This window comes from Rhodopila sp. (genome assembly GCF_965277165.1).
Lineage (GTDB): Bacteria > Pseudomonadota > Alphaproteobacteria > Acetobacterales > Acetobacteraceae > Rhodopila.
Genome location: NZ_CBDICE010000006.1, coordinates 1,768,761 through 1,784,319 on the forward strand (window position 1 = coordinate 1,768,761; position 15,559 = coordinate 1,784,319).

The 15,559-nt window shown below is 66.0% G+C and carries 14 protein-coding genes; 8 read left to right on the forward strand and 6 right to left on the reverse strand.

All coding sequences use genetic code 11. The annotated features are described in order from the left end of the window. Positions 1-40: 40 nt before the first annotated feature. On the reverse strand, positions 41-1,048 hold the full coding sequence (locus ACQY4Y_RS20275) for a TRAP transporter substrate-binding protein (protein ID WP_428492396.1): 1,008 nt from the start codon (positions 1,046-1,048) through the stop codon (positions 41-43). A gap of 123 nt (positions 1,049-1,171) precedes the next feature. On the opposite strand from ACQY4Y_RS20275, the gene ACQY4Y_RS20280 reads away from it, so the two are divergent. Continuing rightward, complete coding sequence (locus ACQY4Y_RS20280; RefSeq protein WP_428492397.1) at positions 1,172-1,507, forward strand: cupin domain-containing protein; 336 nt, start codon at positions 1,172-1,174, stop codon at positions 1,505-1,507. Positions 1,508-1,654: 147 nt separating this feature from the next. Next, on the forward strand, positions 1,655-2,557 hold the full coding sequence (locus ACQY4Y_RS20285) for a class I SAM-dependent methyltransferase (RefSeq protein ID WP_428492398.1): 903 nt from the start codon (positions 1,655-1,657) through the stop codon (positions 2,555-2,557). A 67-nt stretch (positions 2,558-2,624) separates the two neighbouring features. On the opposite strand, the gene ACQY4Y_RS20290 is transcribed toward ACQY4Y_RS20285, so the two are convergent. Both ACQY4Y_RS20290 and ACQY4Y_RS20295 read right to left on the reverse strand, forming a co-directional pair. Next, on the reverse strand, positions 2,625-3,578 hold the full coding sequence (locus ACQY4Y_RS20290) for a ketopantoate reductase family protein (protein ID WP_428492399.1): 954 nt from the start codon (positions 3,576-3,578) through the stop codon (positions 2,625-2,627). Then, positions 3,569-4,216, reverse strand: a complete 648-nt coding sequence (locus ACQY4Y_RS20295; protein WP_428492400.1) for a glutathione S-transferase family protein — start codon at positions 4,214-4,216, stop codon at positions 3,569-3,571. Before ACQY4Y_RS20295 ends, ACQY4Y_RS20290 begins: the two co-directional genes overlap by 10 nt. A 110-nt stretch (positions 4,217-4,326) precedes the next feature. On the opposite strand from ACQY4Y_RS20295, the gene ACQY4Y_RS20300 reads away from it, so the two are divergent. After that, positions 4,327-5,601, forward strand: a complete 1,275-nt coding sequence (locus ACQY4Y_RS20300) for an ISNCY family transposase (protein WP_428489471.1) — start codon at positions 4,327-4,329, stop codon at positions 5,599-5,601. Between the two features lie 286 nt (positions 5,602-5,887). On the opposite strand, the gene ACQY4Y_RS20305 is transcribed toward ACQY4Y_RS20300, so the two are convergent. From ACQY4Y_RS20305 to ACQY4Y_RS20315, 3 genes are read right to left on the reverse strand one after another with little or no spacing between them, the layout of a single operon-like run. Next, entirely contained in the window at positions 5,888-6,262 is a 375-nt protein-coding gene (locus tag ACQY4Y_RS20305) for a response regulator (protein WP_428492401.1), read from the reverse strand. Between the two features lie 5 nt (positions 6,263-6,267). After that, entirely contained in the window at positions 6,268-7,800 is a 1,533-nt protein-coding gene (locus ACQY4Y_RS20310; protein ID WP_428492402.1) for an RAD55 family ATPase, read from the reverse strand. Continuing rightward, positions 7,797-8,540: a sensor histidine kinase gene (locus ACQY4Y_RS20315; protein WP_428492403.1), complete on the reverse strand. Its 744-nt coding sequence runs from the start codon at positions 8,538-8,540 to the stop codon at positions 7,797-7,799. Before ACQY4Y_RS20315 ends, ACQY4Y_RS20310 begins: the two co-directional genes overlap by 4 nt. A 668-nt stretch (positions 8,541-9,208) precedes the next feature. On the opposite strand from ACQY4Y_RS20315, the gene tkt reads away from it, so the two are divergent. From tkt to ACQY4Y_RS20340, 5 genes are all read left to right on the forward strand, one after another. Further along, the gene (gene tkt / locus ACQY4Y_RS20320) at positions 9,209-11,239 is read left to right on the forward strand and encodes a transketolase (RefSeq protein ID WP_428492404.1); all 2,031 of its coding nucleotides are present in this window, start codon (positions 9,209-9,211) and stop codon (positions 11,237-11,239) included. A gap of 345 nt (positions 11,240-11,584) precedes the next feature. Next, entirely contained in the window at positions 11,585-11,785 is a 201-nt protein-coding gene (locus ACQY4Y_RS20325) for a hypothetical protein (RefSeq protein ID WP_428492405.1), read from the forward strand. 13 nt (positions 11,786-11,798) lie between these two features. After that, positions 11,799-12,302 (forward strand): hypothetical protein, encoded by a 504-nt coding sequence (locus tag ACQY4Y_RS20330; protein WP_428492406.1) that lies wholly within the window; start codon positions 11,799-11,801, stop codon positions 12,300-12,302. A gap of 162 nt (positions 12,303-12,464) precedes the next feature. Beyond that, positions 12,465-13,529: a hypothetical protein gene (locus ACQY4Y_RS20335; protein ID WP_428492407.1), complete on the forward strand. Its 1,065-nt coding sequence runs from the start codon at positions 12,465-12,467 to the stop codon at positions 13,527-13,529. A gap of 91 nt (positions 13,530-13,620) precedes the next feature. Further along, the gene (locus tag ACQY4Y_RS20340; RefSeq protein WP_428492408.1) at positions 13,621-15,498 is read left to right on the forward strand and encodes a PQQ-binding-like beta-propeller repeat protein; all 1,878 of its coding nucleotides are present in this window, start codon (positions 13,621-13,623) and stop codon (positions 15,496-15,498) included. The last annotated feature ends 61 nt before the right edge of the window (positions 15,499-15,559 follow it).

Sequence of the window (15,559 nt, forward strand, 5' to 3'; positions counted from 1 at the left end):
CATCGCCCATCACCGCCCGGCGTCCACCACCGCCGCTCAGTCACGACAGAACGCCGACCTCGCCCTCCAGGATGCCCCAGGCCTGGTCGCCATACTTCTTTTTCCACTCGGCGTAGAACCCGGCGGACTTAAGCGCCTGGCGGAAAGCCGGCTTGTCCACCTCTACAAAAATCAGCCCCTTGACCTTCAGGTCGGCCGCGACCGACCCGTTAAGCGCGGCGATATCGGCCCGCTCTTGCAGCGCCGATGCGTTTAGCTCGCGCGCCACGATCGCTTGGGCATCGGCCGGCAGACCCCTGAAGCTGCGCCGGTTGGCCAGCATCCAGAACCCGTCCCACATGTGGCTGGTCATCGAGACGTATTTCTGCACTTCGTACAGCTTGGCGATCTCGATCAGCGACAGCGGATTCTCCTGGCCCTCGGCGATCTTGGTCTGCAGCGCCGAATACACCTCGGAGAAGTTGATGCTGATCGGCGACGCCCCCAGCGCCTGGAACATGCTGGTCCATAGCGGCGACACCGGCACCCGGATCTTGAACCCCTTCAGGTCGGCCGGGCGCTTGATCGGATGGGTGGAACTGGTGATCTGGCGGAATCCGTTATCCCACATCTTGTCCATCGCAATCAGGCCGCGCTTGTCGATCTCGGACCGCACATAGGCGCCAAGTTTGCCGTCCATCGCCGGCCAGACCTGATCGTAGTCCTTGAACGCGAAGCCGATGCCGTTGATCGAGGCCGCCGGCACCAGCGTCGAAAGGATCAGCCCCGACAGCGTGAACATGTCGATCGCGCCGGAGCGCAACTGCGACAGCATGTCGGTGTCCGACCCCAACTGGTTGTTGGGAAACACCGTGATTTCGACCGCGCCGCTGGTCGCCGCCTTGATCCGCGCCGCGGCCTCCTGCTGGCGCACCGTCTGCGGGTGCGTCACCGGCGAATTGTTCGCCAGCTTCAGGCTGAACTCCGCCGCTCGGGCGCGGCCGGTGCCGATGGCGAACAAGGGCAGCGCGGCCCCGACGAGCAGGCTGCGGCGATGGACGGCGGTCATGTTGAAATCCTTGGGGTTTCTCTCCAGCGCCAAAATACCGGCTGCGGCCCGGGTGACAAGTGCAGAGGGTGACAAGAGGCAGGGGGGTGGCAAGGGGCAGGGGTCGCGGCCACAATCGCAGCCATGACCCACAGCCCCTATTTGTTCCGAGCCGCCGACCACGAACTACGCCAGGTCTCCGATCGGCTGAAGCTGCGCGAGGCGGTGTCCGGTTTCGGCATCGCGCTGCGCTACCAGGAACGCGCGCCCGACCCTGCCGGCGCGGCCGAGGCCGACTGGTGCCAAACCGGCCATTCCATCTTCATCCTGTCCGGGCGGATCCGTTACCGCTTCGACAGCCACACGGTCGAGGCCGGTCCAGGCGACATGCTGCACATCCCCGCCGGCCGCGAACACCGCCACAAGCCCGGCGTCGTCGGTCCCGATCCGGTGCGCTACGTGCTGACCGAGTTCGACTGAACCGTCCGGGGTAGATCGGCAGGCGTAGACGGGCGGGCGTAGACGGGCGGGCGTGGACGAGCGGGTATGAACGGACGGGCGTAGACGAGCGGGCGTAAACGTTTTGGTAGGGTTCTTGATCTATCCTCGGTCGCCGGAGACCGAAGAATGTTCGATACCGTGGTGCGCAGTTGGTTCCATCGATCGCTGCCCCCCGGCGCGGCGATCCCGGCCCCCGAAAGCGACGCCGAACCGACCCTGCCGACCGCCGCCGCCGCCGAAGCCCCGATCCGCTCCGCCTGGCCGACCGGCCGGCTGGACCTGGCGCACCGGCTGTGGGGCGACGGCTTCATCTTCCCCGGCGGCGAGATCGACACTCTGCGGCTGGCCCGTCCGCTCGGCATGTCGGCCGCGGCCAGCCTGCTGCTGGTCGGGGTCGGCAGCGGCGGACCGGCCGTCACCATCGCCCGCAACCTCGGCGCCTGGGTGACCGCCGCCGACAACGATCCCGCGCTGCTCGCATCCGCCCAGGCGCAGGTGAACCAGGCACAACTCGGCAAGAAGATCAGCGTCAAGCCCTGGGACCCGGACGAGCCGGACTTCGCCGCCAAGGGTCACCACCATTGCCTGGCGCTGGATCCGTTCCGCAATTCCCAGCCCGAGCCCATCCTGGATCGCCTGGCCGGGGCGTTGAAACCCGGTGGCCAGATCGTCATCACCTCGCTGGCCGCGCCGAAACCGCTGGATCCGGAGGATCGCACGGTGCGCCGCTGGGCCGAACTGGAAGGACGTGACCCGGCCGAATTGCTCGCCCCGGTCACCGTGACCCGCATGCTGGGGCGGATGGGCCTCGATGTCCGCGTCGCCGAGGACACCTCGCAACTCCACATCGAGCATGCGTTGCTGGGCTGGCGGGTGATGCTGCGCGACCTGGATCGCAAGCCGACCCGGCGCGAGGCGGTGCCGATGATCGCCGAGGCCGAACTCTGGCTGTTGCGCCGGCGGCTGATTGACGACGGCCGGCTGCGGATGATGCGCTGGCACGCGATCAGCCGGCTGCCAGTCATCTGACCCGACGCGGTTCCGGTCCGGTCGTGGTCCGGTTGGCTGCCCAACTGCTATCCCAACGGGATCCGCGCTAACCCGACCGCCCGTCCACAAACGGCTTCAGCACGGCGTACAGCGTCTCGTGCACCGGCGTCGGCACGCCAAGCTCGCGCCCCAGCGAGACCACCTTGCCCGATAGCCAGGGCAGTTCGATGCGGCTGCCGCGGATCAGGTCGTGTGCCATCGACGCCATCATCGCCGGCGGCGCGGCGCGGTTGAAGCCGACGGTGCGTTCCACCGCGTCGGCGGGGATGGCGATGCCCTTGGCCCGGCCGACCGCGGCGACCTCGGCATAGGCGCGGGCGAACAGCGGCTCGATGTCGGGATCGTCGCGCAGCGCGCCCAGCGGCGTGCGGGTCGCCGCGGTGATCGCGGCGTTGCTGGCCAGCAGGATGAACTTCATCCACAGATCGGTCAGGATACGGTCGCTGTGCGTGGCATCGAACCCGGCCTGGCGGCAGACGTTCAAAAACGCCTCGCCGCGCGCACTGGGGCGGCCGTCCAATTCGCCGAACACCAGCCGCATGAAGCTGCCGGTCTGGCGGATCACGCCGGGTTCGGCGATGGTGGCGCTGATCTGGGCGACCCCACCCATCACCGCTCGCCCCCTCATCACTGGCCGATGGCCATCCTGGGCGTCGAGGATCGGGATCAGCCGGTCGGCGGCGTCGATGCCGTTCTGCAGCGGGATCACCGCCGTTTCCAGACCGACCAGGGGGCGGATCGCGGCGCCGGCGGCCTCCACGTCCCACAGCTTGACGCAGAACAGCACGACATCGACCGCCCCGATGCTGGCCGGGTCGTCGGTCGCCCGGACCGGCTGCAGCACAGTGGTGCCGCGGCCGCCCTCGATCCGCAGGCCGGCCTGGCGCATCGCCCGCAGGTGCGCGCCCCGAGCCACGAAGCTGACCTCGGCGCCGGCGTTGGCCAGCGCGGCGCCGAACGCGGCCCCGACACCGCCGGCGCCGATGACGGCTATGCGCATGGATCGAACTCCCGGTCCTTCGAGGGGATGAGGTCGTACGGCAGGGCGAAACCGGGCAGCGCGGCGAGTCGGTGGGACCAGGCCTGGACGTTGGGCCAGGCGGCGATATCGAGGCCGCCCTCTGCCATGAACACCATGCGGCCCCAGCAGCCGATATCGGCGATGCTGAGGGCGTCGCCGACCAACCATTGGCGGCCTTGCAACGCCTGGTCGACGAAGCCGACGGCGGCCAGCGCCAGCGGGCGGAAATAGTCCATCACCGCTGCGTCGACTTGGCGGAACCGGCTGTAATGGCGGACCTTGGCGACGTTGGTGATGTTGTCCGCCTCCCACGACAGCCATTCGCGCGCGCGCCAGCGGTCCTGCTCGGTTGCGCCGGCGAAGTGGCCAGTGGTGCGGGCGAGGTAGTCCAGGATGACGTTGGACTGTACGATGGTCAGCCCATTGTGGCGCAGCGCCGGAACCTGGCCGTAGCGGTTGATCGCCAGGTATTCCGGCTGTTTCTGCACCCCGTGCTTGAGGTTGACGGTGCGGAAGCTGAACGGCAGCCGCGCCAGCGCCAGATAAAGCATCGGCTTGTACGACGAGCTGGAGGTGAAGCTGCCGAAGAGCGTCAGGCGGGCGGGGTCGGGGGTCATCGCCGCGCACAGTGCTGGGGATCGCGACGAATGGCAAACCGCACCGTCTCGGTGTTAGCCCCAAGTAGGAATGTCCCCTCCGTCCAAAGTTAGAATGTCCCCTTTTGCGCATGCTTGGGGACGCAATGGCCGAGACGGGGTTGTGGATGACGCAGGCGGAGCGCGATCGCGCCTATTGGGTGCGCCAGTCGATCGAATGTCGGTTGGGCCAGGCTGAAGCAGCGGAGCGCGTTGGCCTCAGTGTCCGCCAATTCAAGCGCTTGGTGCGTAAGGCGAAGACTGAGGGCGACGCGGGTCTGGTTTCGCATCAGCGCGGCCGGCCATCGAACAACCGGATGTCGGCGGCGCTGCGCGGTCGTATCGCGACGCTGCTGAGGGACAAATACCCCGACTTCGGCGCGACGCTGGCGGCGGAGAAGCTGCTGGAGTTGGACGGGATCGTCGTTTCGGCAGAGACGATCCGCCAGATGCAGATCGGCCTTGGCCTGTGGCGGCCCAAGCGCCGCCGGGCCAGGCGGGTGTTTCAGCTCCGCCAGCGGCGTCCGCGGTTTGGCGAGTTGATCCAGATCGACGGCAGTGCGCACCACTGGTTCGAGCGGCGCGGGCCGCGCTGTGCGCTGATCGTGTTCATCGACGACGCCAGCGGCCGGCTGACCGCGCTACGCTTCGCCCCGGCGGAGACGACGGCGGCCTATCTGGCGGCGCTGCGCGGCCACGTGCTGGACCATGGCCGGCCGCTGGCGTTCTACTCCGACCGGCACGGCATCTTCCGGATCAACGCTAAGGACGCCACGAGCGGCGACGGCAAGACCGAGTTCGGACGGGTGGCGGATCGGCTTGGGATCGAGCCGATCCATGCGCTGACCCCGCAGGCCAAGGGTCGTGTCGAGCGCGCCAACCAGACCCTGCAGGACCGGCTGGTCAAGGAGATGCGTTTGGCCGGCATTGGCTCGATCGAGGCGGCGAATGGCTTCGCGCCGGCGTTCATGGCGCGCTTCAACGCAAAGTTTGCGGTGCCGCCGCGCGACCCGGCTTCGGCGCACCGGCCGTGGACGAAGACCGCGCAAGCGTTGGACGACGAACTGGCACGGCGCGAGCAGCGGGTGCTGTCGAAGGCGCTGACCTTCCGCTCCGGCGGGACGATGTATTGCGTCAAGACACCCGGGCCTGGCACCGCGCTGCGCGGCGCGAAGGTGACGCTGCATCACTTTCCCGACGGTGCGCTGAGGGTGCATTACAAAGACCGGATCCTGCCGGTAACGGCCTATGCCCGCTATGCCATGCCCGCCCCGGCGGTGGACGGCAAGACCATCGATGCCCGGATCGACGCAATGATCGCTGCGCGGCACATCCCCAACGCCGCGGTTGAAACCGTCCCGGGGTGAGTACAGCCCGCGTAACAGCCGCCGCAGCCGTGGATAAGTGGCCCGCTTGCGCCCGATTCTGAACGATCACTCCAGCGGGCCACTTACCCACCGCTCCAACACCGCGATTGGACTAACGCTTGACCGGTGCCCACCCCCCGCCCAGCCCACAGGGGACATTTTAACTTTGGGGAGTCAGGGGACATCTCTACTTTGCATTGACAACCGCACCGTCTCGGATTCTTCAGCCGTGCGGCGACAGGCCGAATCGCCCTGCGGGTATCGACCCAGCGAGGCCGAAAACCATCTACCCCGAAGATGGCGGCCGTATCGCGCTCGCAACCAGCTCGATCATTTTGGCAATCAGAAATGGTTTGCGAACGAAAGCGGTAAAACCTTGGATCCGCTGGCGCACGTTGTGCTCAGGCATCGAGCTCATGATGATGCAGGGAATGTCCCGCTGCGCCTCATTTTGCCGCATTGCCAGGATCATGCTGGCACCGTCGAGCACCGGCATCATGTAGTCCGAAATGACCAGGTTCGGGCGCCGACCATTGGCCAGACGCTCGAGCCCGGCCCGCCCATTGCTTGCCCGCTCGACATAGTAACCTTCGTCGACAAAGACCATCTCCAGCAGTTCCGCGATGGCAAACTCATCTTCGACAATCAGGATGGTGTCCATCCCGGTCATCCCGGCCGATCGGCATCGTCTGCGCGCGATTCCCGCCGGCGGTCCTGGGACCCGGCAACAGGATCGGGGATGACCTCATGGGCCGTGCCGGTCGGGGGCGGCGTCATGGCCTCGAACGGGCCACCGACGCCGATCCCGGTCTCGCTGATGGCAAATTCGCGGATCGTGGTATCGAACGCCCCCTCGCGCACCTTGAGCAACGACATCATTCGGTACAGTCGCGCCCGGACTTCGACGTAGCGAAGCAGGATCATCACGTCACCCAAGGAGGCTATCCCACTCACCGGAGGCCGGAAGTCGGGTCCGGCGAGTTCCTGCAATTCCACGGTATAAAGTGTGGTGACGCCGAGCGCCCGCAACTCATTGGAGAGGGTGGACCAAAAGCGCACGATCCGGGCCGGCTCGACCGCGGCTTCCTGAAACACCGACATGCCGTCGATCACCAGACGCTTGACCTTTCGCCGTCGAACCGCGTCGAGCAGGGTGTGGGCAAGTTCATCCAGGATATGCTCACCCACGGGATACCAAAGGATTTCGACTTCGCCACGCTGTTCCGCCGCGGCGAGGTCGAAGCCCATCAAACCAGCCTTGAAGCGAAGCCGCGCGGCCGGTTCATAGGCGCCGAACAGGAGCCCAGGCTCGCTGGCGCTGGACTCAGACAGGAAATGTAGCGCGAGGGTGGTTTTGCCAGCGCCCGATGCGCCCATCACCGCGGTCATGCTGGCGACCGGAATGCCGCCATTGAACATCCGATCAAGCGAGGCGATGCCAAACGACAGGCGTGAGGACGAAAACAGCTCCGGGATTTCAGCCATCCTGAACACGGCCTCGATCCTCGGGAACACAGCAACACCCTGGCGTGAGATGGCAAAAGCGTGCTCGCCCTGCAGATAGTCGCTGCCGCGCAGCTTGCGAACCACAAACCTCCGCTCGATGCGCGAGCCATAGGCGCGCTGTGAAAGTTGGATCACCCCGTCCACCATCGTGCGCTCGACCCCTTGTGCGTCGTCAGACGCGGTGGTCAAAAGGAACATGGTGCAGTTGGTTAATGAGGCCAGGGTCTGCAATTCATGGGTGAACCGCTTCGTCTCGAATGTAGCCGTGGCCCTGGCCTGAACGGCGGACATGTCGTCAACGACCAACAGCGTCGCCTGGTGCGCCATGATCTCGCGCCGCAGCAGGTTTGAAAGGCCATTCAGTCCTTCGTCATCAAACGCTTGATAAGCGCTGATGTATTTCACCCGATCGGGCATCAGCGATTGGTCAAAGAATTGCATCGTTCGAAGATGCAGCATCATGCGGCCGTGGTTCTCGCCCAGCACGGTCACGAAAAGCGCGCGACTCCCCCGCTTGGCGCGGTTGTAGATGATCTGGTTGGCCAGGATCGTCTTGCCGATCCCGGGCGGTCCCTGGATCAGGTATAGGCCGCCAGACAGGAACCCGCCGCGCAAGATGGCGTCGATGCCCGGCACCAGGGTCGGCACCCGTTCGATCTCCAGCGCGCCCGCATCGGTTTCTTGTTGTGTCATGTTGTCCGCTGATCCGGGTTCGGTGGTTCGAGAGGAAGCATTACGGTAAAGGTCGACCCCATTCCCGGATGGCTGGCGACGAAAAGTCGGCCGCTCATGGCCTTGACGAGGCGCGCCGCCACCCAGAGACCGATGCCAAAGCCGCTACCCCGGTGCTGTGTCAGCACCTGCTCGAATCGACCGAATATCCGCGCCTGTTGATCAGGCCGCATCCCGATGCCCAGGTCCTGAACTTGCAGACAGGCTGATTGCCCATCCGACCGGAGCCGAACCGTCACCGGTTTCCCGGTGCCAAATTTGAGCGCGTTGGAGAGCAGATTTTCGATCACCTGCCCGACGGCAAGATGATCTAACTCGGCGAAGATCCCCTCGGCGATGTCGTGCGTAAGCGGCGAATTGCCATGCGCCGCTTTCAATTCGTATCGCTCGACGACCGAAATCACCAGGACGGACAGGTCGATCGCGGATGGATTGAGCTGCAGGTTATCGGCTTCGATCCGGCCGATATCGAGCAAGTTTGTCGCTCGCTCGATGAACTCCTGAACGGCGCCCTGCATTTCTTCCAACAGCGCGGTGAGACGCGGCGGGCAGGTTGCTTCCGCCCTGCGCGCGGAGGCCAGCGCCAGTTCCGCGAACCCTTGGATCGGCGTCATCGGGTTGCGCAACTCGTGGGCGGCGATGACAATAAAGTCGTCTCGGGCTCGGACCGCCAGGCGCAGATCATCCACGATCAGGCGCAAACGGGAGAGTTCGACGGCGGCGTCCTCGGATGCGAGATGCGGTTGATCAGTGCCCATACCGCCCTTCAACCGGTCCGACAGGCGGGCAGGGAGCGCGCGGCCGTGGTCACCGGCGGATGTCGATTTTGCGTCGGAGCGCTTCCCAAGAACGCATTATTTGCGGTCGAGCCCCCAGTTTCGGCATATCGGAGGGCCGTCTTGAAGTGACGAAGCCTGCATCGGTTATCCGTCCGAAGTACATTACAACCGCAAGGTGCAGCGATGCACGCTTGATGGTCGGGTGTCAAGATTGTCACGTTGCATGCTTCGCGGACGTTCGATCGCATGGTGATCGCCGGCGCATAGCGACCGCTGGCGAGGCTCCGCTTCGCGATGGTAATCTATTGCGACGAGGACTCGGGTGCTGCCGCGACGTCGTGCTGGCGGTCGGGCTCTGCCGTGATCGTGGAGCCATACAGGTCTTGGATGGCCAGGGCCGCACGGGCCGGCCCTGGAACGGGTCGCTTATGACTCCCCTGGCACTCGTCGCGCGGATCAGCGAGCATTACCCCCACCCGCGTCTCGTGCAGGATACCCTTGCCTCGGCTGCGCGGATGCCCGACTGTCCGGCGCCCTCGCACTGCCAAGCGCCCTCGATCACACGGTTTTCCTGGTAAGGACACAAAGCCATGTCGAACACCATGACCGACGCCAAGCCGCTTCCGGCGCCGCGCGACCAGCATTTGCGTGACCTTGCCGACTGCATCCGCGCGTTGTCGATGGACGCGGTGGAAAAGGCCAAGAGCGGCCACCCCGGCATGCCGATGGGCATGGCCGACATCGCCACCGTGCTGTTCCAGGATTTCCTGCGGTTCGACGCAGCGGACCCGCACTGGATCGACCGCGACCGCTTCGTGATCTCCAACGGTCACGGCTCGATGCTGCTGTATTCGCTGCTCTATCTGACCGGCTACAAGGACATGACGATCGACCAGATCGAGCATTTCCGCCAGGTCGGCAGCAAGACCGCCGGGCACCCGGAATACCGCCACGCCGACGGCATCGAGACCACCACCGGGCCGCTCGGGCAGGGTCTGGCCAACTCGGTCGGCATGGCGCTGGCCGAGCGGATCATGAACGCCAAATTCGGCGACGCGCTGGTGGATCATTACACCTATGTGTTCATGGGCGACGGCTGCCTGATGGAGGGCATCAGCCACGAGGCAATTTCGCTGGCTGGGCACCTGCGGCTGGGCAAGCTGATCAGCTTCTTCGACAACAATTCGATCTCGATCGACGGCGCCACCGGGCTGTCGGTGTCGGATGACCAGACGGCGCGGTTCCGCGCCAGCCACTGGCACGTGCAGGAGATCGACGGCCACGATACCGACGCCATCCGCGAGGCGATCAAGCAGGCCCATGCGGTCACCGACAAGCCGTCGATGATCTCCTGCCGCACCGTCATCGGCTTCGGGCTGCCGACCAAGGCCGGCACCCAGAAGGCGCACAGCGACGCGCCGGGCGAGCAGGAGATTGCCGGCGCGCGCAAGCTGCTGGGCTGGGATTCACCGCCGTTCGTCATCCCCAAGCCGCTGCTGGAGGCGTGGCGGACAATCGGTGAGAAGGGGCGGGCAAAGCGAATGGCCTGGGCCGACCGGGTAAAGGCCGCGCCGGACGGGTTGCGGCAGGATTTTGAGCGGCGCACCAGAGGCGAACTGCCGAAGGGCTGGCAGCGCGCCATCACCGCAGCGAAAAAGGAATTCGTCGACAGCGGCAAGGATATCGCGACGCGGGCGGCCAGCGGCGCGGTGCTGAACCACCTGTTCGAGGCGATCCCCGAACTGCTGGGTGGGTCGGCCGACCTGACGCCGTCGAACAACACCAAGGCGAAGAACCAGGTCGAAATCAAGCCGGGCGAGTACAACGGGTCCTATGTGCATTACGGCGTGCGTGAACACGGCATGGCGGCGGCGATGAACGGCATCGCCCTGCATGGCGGGCTGATCCCCTATGGCGGCACCTTCCTGACCTTCTCCGACTACTGCCGGCCGTCGATCCGGCTGGCGGCAATGATGCAGATCCGCACCATCTTCGTCATGACGCACGACTCGATCGGGCTGGGCGAGGACGGCCCGACGCACCAGCCGATCGAGCACCTGGCGGCGTTGCGCGCGATCCCGCATCTGGCGGTGTTTCGCCCCGGCGACCCGGTCGAGACCGCGGAATGCTGGGAGCTGATCCTGGACGACGCGCGGCGCGCCGCGCTGATCGCGCTGTCGCGCCAGCCGATGCCGCTGCTGCGGCGCGATACCGGCAGCGAGAACCGCTGCGCCAAGGGCGCCTACGTGCTGCACGAGGCTGAGGGCGGCGCGCGCAAGCTGACCATCATGGCCACCGGGTCGGAACTGCATCTGGCGGTCGAGACCCGCGCGGTGATGCAGAAGGACGGGGTGCCAACGGCGGTGGTGTCGATGCCATGCCGGCTGCTGTTTGAGGAGCAGGATGCCGCCTACAAGCGTTCGGTGCTGGGCGAGGGCACCGCCAGGGTCGCGGTCGAGGCCGGGGTGGAGATTTCGTGGGACCGCTACCTGGGGTTCGCCGGGCGGTTCGTCGGCATGCATGAGTTCGGTGCGTCGGGCAAGATCGGCGATGTCTACAAGAAGTTCGACATCAACACCGAGGCCGTGGTGCGGGCGGCGCGGGAGACCTTGGGGAGCTGAGGCGCCGGCTTCTTTCGGCGGCCGCGCAACTGGATTCTGATTTCGTCCGGAACGGCCGCGTCGCGGTTTGCGTTGTTGCCGCGAAATGACGCAGGCTATTTGGATCAGCGGGGCGACAAAGTCGAATGGAGGCTTCTGAAGCCGGCGGCGGCGATAAGCCGATTGCTGGGGCGCGGCAAGGCCGTCGTGCCGGCGCAGCGAAGGCCCGCAAATTCGCCAGGCGGTGGAATGAGCTCCAGGCTGCGCTAAACCCCTGGGTGCGGGACGGCCAGGGGTCTGGACCGGGCCGCTGCCGGCCGATGGTGGGCCGCGCTCCATCGCATGAAACATTGGGGAGCCATCATAATGAGCTTTGAACTGCGAATTGGCGGCCGATCCATCGACCGCTTCGAATCATCCGATGACGCCGAGACGCGGGCCAAGGAACTGGTGCGGGAAAACGCAGACATCGTGGTCGAGATCATCGACCTGAGCACCGGGCGGCCCTATGCGCCGGCGGCCGGGGCTGGCGACCGCGACGCGCTTGCCGGCAAGATCGGCTTTTGAGGAGGCGGGGCCGATGACCACCGCGACACGCCGGGCGATGACCGGGGCCACGCTGGCGGGGCTGGCCGCGGGCACGCTGGGGACAGTTCCGCTGGGAAAGGGCACGTTGGGGAAGGGCACGCCGGAAGCGGCCGCGGCCGAACCGAGCGGGGCGGAGTCGCTGCTGACGGTGTTCCTGCGCCACGACGAGAGCAAGACCCTGGCCGAGATCAATAAGCATCTGAAGCAGACTGGGTTTTTCCAGAAGTTTCCGCCACCGGGCATCGAGGTGGTGTCGTGGTATGTGCTGATGGGCATCGGCCAGGTGGTGACCTTGAACGTGCCGCCTGATCGGCTGCGCGAAGTCAACCGGGTGCTGGAGCAGACCGCCCGGGGGGGGCTTCCACACCGAGTTCTATCCGACCTACGACTACCGCCAGGGCGCCGCCGAGATCCGCAGGCAGATGCGGTGAGCCGCCACCACCGGGACGCGGTTTGGCGGGACAGTCTGGGCGGCAAAGGCGGGGCTATGCAATGATCGTCGCACGGACTTTTGTCATAAGGTTTCAAAGGCAAGCAAAATAATTGCTCTGACCAGGCTGCGGCTGAACGGTGGTTGGACGGCTGGGGCTCGGGTCATTCCAGAAGATTGCGCGAAGCCTGGGTGGAAGCCTTATGTAGCTCGAGCACGGGTGCGCCCATGAAGCGTTACGTCATCCTGATCGCAACAGTCTGCAGCCTGTTCAATACCCGGTTCGCGCTCGCCGCGATGTGGCGCTGTCCGGCCGGCTACCAGGTGCATGCCGGGCTCAACACCGACTTCCCGTCAGACGGTGTCAAGCGTGCTTTCATCGTCGTTCCTCCCAAGCCGTCCGACCGGCCGGCGCCGGTTTGGGTACCGATGACCGGCTCGGTGGAGTCGACCGACGACAACCTTTATGTTGAACGCAGTGGCGCGAACGCCAAGCTGGCGGATCACGGCTTCATGGTGATCGGTCCGATCCGCGCTTGCGCCGATCAGGATGCAAGGTTGCGTGCCGGCGTCTGCAACGGCCCTGGCCGCGCCGGTTGGACGTGGAACCCTTGGCACGAAGGCCGCTCGCCGAATGCCGCGGGGGACCGGTTCAAGACTGACGAGGGGCCGGACTCACGCTTCCTGGTCGCCATGGTCAAGTGCGTGGGCACCAAGTTTCCGCTGGATGCAAGCAGGCTGTATCTCGGCGGCATCTCGTCCGGCGGCACGATGACGAACCGGGCGCTGACCTTCCGCTCCGGCTTTTGGGCCGGCGGCATGCCGATCTCCGGCGAATGGTACGTCACCCGAGATGATGGATCGCCGCTTTCCTTCGATGCTGCTCGCAATGCGGTGCGCGACGCGCCCGAGGCGATCCATCAGGGTCGGGTCGGTCCGTATCCTTTGAGAGCCAAGCTTGGCCCGATGATCGTCATCACCGTCTGGGGTGGCGACGACGATATCTGGTATTGCGGCACGGTGCTCTGCGCGGACTACCGGCCGAGTACCCAGGCGGCGTCAAACTACTATTCGTCGTTCGATAACGTGGTGGAGGTGTCATGCACGGTTCACGATGGACACATGTGGCCGCAGGTGAACACCGACGCCTTCAACGCCTGGGCGCTGGACACGCTGGCCTCGTTCCCAAAGGGCGCCAAGCCCGGCGCATTCAGGCTCACCTCACCCCCGGAAGGCTATAGCTGCAAGCGTGGCCCGTTCACCGACCACTATGGTCGGGGCCCAGCTGGCTGACCGGATGGTTGGCCGGCGGATGAGGGCGGTTGAGCGCGCCGGTGATGCCACCTGCGCGGGTCGCGCCGCAGCGTGTGCTGCAATTTTGCGCGTGTTCCTGTGGGCCGTGTTCCTGTTGGGAACGGGGCTGGCGCATGCTGCGGCCAGCGCGGCACCGCCGGCTGATCATGGGAATGGCGTGATCGGGCAGATCAGCGGCGAAGGCGGCGATGCCACGCTTGGGGCCAGGCTATATACTGAGCGGTGCGCGGGCTGCCACGACCATCCGGCCGGCCGCATTCCGTCGCGGACCGCGATCGCGGACAACACGCGCGCCCTGATCACCACGACACTGTCCGGCGGCATCATGCGACCGATGGCGCGGGGCCTTTCGCTGCATGAGATGGCTTCGATCGCCACTTATCTGTCCCACCGCACCGCCGGCTTGGTCAGCGGAGGCGGCGCCGAAGCGCCGCCCTGCAACCGCAAACCCGCGGCGATCGACCTGAAGACGGCCGATCAATGGAACGGCTGGGGACGCACCGAGCAGCAGGCGCGCTACCAGCCCGATCCGGGTTTCACGGCGGCGGAGGTGGGGCGATTGAAGCTGAAATGGGCGTTCGCCTACGCCAACTCGCGCGGCGGTCAGGCGACGGTGGTGGGCGACCGTCTGTTCCTGAACGCTTCCTCCGGCACGGTCTATGCGCTGAACGCCAGGACCGGGTGCGCCTACTGGCGCTTCGACGCGCCGGCGCCGACCCGCGGCAGCATCGTCGTTGGCCGGTTGCGCGGCGCGCCCAGCGGTTATGCCATCTACTTCACCGATTACACCCGCAGCGCCTACGCGCTGGACGCCGATAGCGGCGCACTGGTGTGGAAGAGCCAGGTGGACAGCCAGCACGAGGTGCAGATGACCGGGTCGGTGGCGCTGCACGACGGTCGGCTGTTTGTGCCGATTTCGTCAGCCGAGGAGGCGATCGCCGCCGACCCCCGTTATCAGTGCTGTCAATTCCGCGGCGCGGTCGCGGCGCTGGATGCCACGACGGGCGAGCTCCTTTGGAAGACCTACGTAACGCCCGCGGTCGCGAAGCCGTTCAAACGGAACGCTGCCGGAACGCAGATGTTTGGTCCCGCCGGCGGTGCGATCTGGTCGGCCCCGACCATCGATGCCAAGCGCCGCCTGGTCTATGTGGCCACCGGCGACTCCTATACCGATCTGCCGTTTGACCGCTCCGACGCCATCCTTGCGCTGGACGAGCGGACCGGCGCGATCCGTTGGTCCAATCAACTCACGCGTGACGACAACTATATCGAGGGCTGCCACGGCCCCGGTCGAACCGCCAACTGCCCGACCAGGCTCGGACCGGATCATGATTTCGGCGCCTCTCCGATCCTGCATTCGCTATCGAGCGGCCGGCAGGTGCTGCTGGTCGGGCAGAAGTCGGGCGAGGTCTACGCGCTGGACCCAGACCATGGGGGCAAGGTTGTCTGGTCCAGGCGAGTGAGCCCAGGCGGTCCGCTGGGTGGGGTGGAGTTTGGCCTCGCCGCCGATGACGAGACACTCTACGTCCCGGTTTCGGACATCTATGTTCCCGCTGCCTTGGCCAATCCTGGGATTACGGCGCTTCGGATCGCCGATGGCGCGGTGCTTTGGACAGCGCGCACTCCGCGGAAGCCGTGTGCCTGGGACAATGTCTACTGCTTCCCCGGCGTGTCGCAGGCCATATCGGTCGTGCCGGGCGCTGTGTTCGGGGGGTCGATGGACGGCCGGTTCCGCGCGTTCGACGCCGCGACCGGCAGCGTGATCTGGGAATACAACACCGCTGCCGCACAGGTGATGAGCATCGGCGGTCACGAGGCCCAGGGTGGTGTGCTCGACGGGGCCGGTCCCACGGTTGCCGGCGGCATGGTCTATGTCAATTCGGGCTACTGGGGTCGTTCCGGACGGCCTGGAACCGTGCTTATGGCGTTTTCGATCGGAGCGCGTTGATCAGTGCGGCCGAGCATGCGTTGCGGTGGTGCGCCGGTCGGCCCGCATCGGAGCTGGTTGA

Coding starts and splice junctions, on each gene's coding strand:
- ACQY4Y_RS20330 (WP_428492406.1), top strand. CDS start 11,799: ATGACCACCGCGACACGCCGGGCGATGACCGGGGCCACGCTGGCGGGG.
- ACQY4Y_RS20295 (WP_428492400.1), bottom strand. CDS start 4,216: ATGACCCCCGACCCCGCCCGCCTGACGCTCTTCGGCAGCTTCACCTCC.
- ACQY4Y_RS20285 (WP_428492398.1), top strand. CDS start 1,655: ATGTTCGATACCGTGGTGCGCAGTTGGTTCCATCGATCGCTGCCCCCC.
- ACQY4Y_RS20280 (WP_428492397.1), top strand. CDS start 1,172: ATGACCCACAGCCCCTATTTGTTCCGAGCCGCCGACCACGAACTACGC.
- ACQY4Y_RS20300 (WP_428489471.1), top strand. CDS start 4,327: ATGCTTGGGGACGCAATGGCCGAGACGGGGTTGTGGATGACGCAGGCG.
- ACQY4Y_RS20305 (WP_428492401.1), bottom strand. CDS start 6,262: ATGGACACCATCCTGATTGTCGAAGATGAGTTTGCCATCGCGGAACTG.
- ACQY4Y_RS20325 (WP_428492405.1), top strand. CDS start 11,585: ATGAGCTTTGAACTGCGAATTGGCGGCCGATCCATCGACCGCTTCGAA.
- ACQY4Y_RS20275 (WP_428492396.1), bottom strand. CDS start 1,048: ATGACCGCCGTCCATCGCCGCAGCCTGCTCGTCGGGGCCGCGCTGCCC.
- ACQY4Y_RS20290 (WP_428492399.1), bottom strand. CDS start 3,578: ATGCGCATAGCCGTCATCGGCGCCGGCGGTGTCGGGGCCGCGTTCGGC.
- ACQY4Y_RS20310 (WP_428492402.1), bottom strand. CDS start 7,800: ATGACACAACAAGAAACCGATGCGGGCGCGCTGGAGATCGAACGGGTG.
- tkt (WP_428492404.1), top strand. CDS start 9,209: ATGTCGAACACCATGACCGACGCCAAGCCGCTTCCGGCGCCGCGCGAC.
- ACQY4Y_RS20335 (WP_428492407.1), top strand. CDS start 12,465: ATGAAGCGTTACGTCATCCTGATCGCAACAGTCTGCAGCCTGTTCAAT.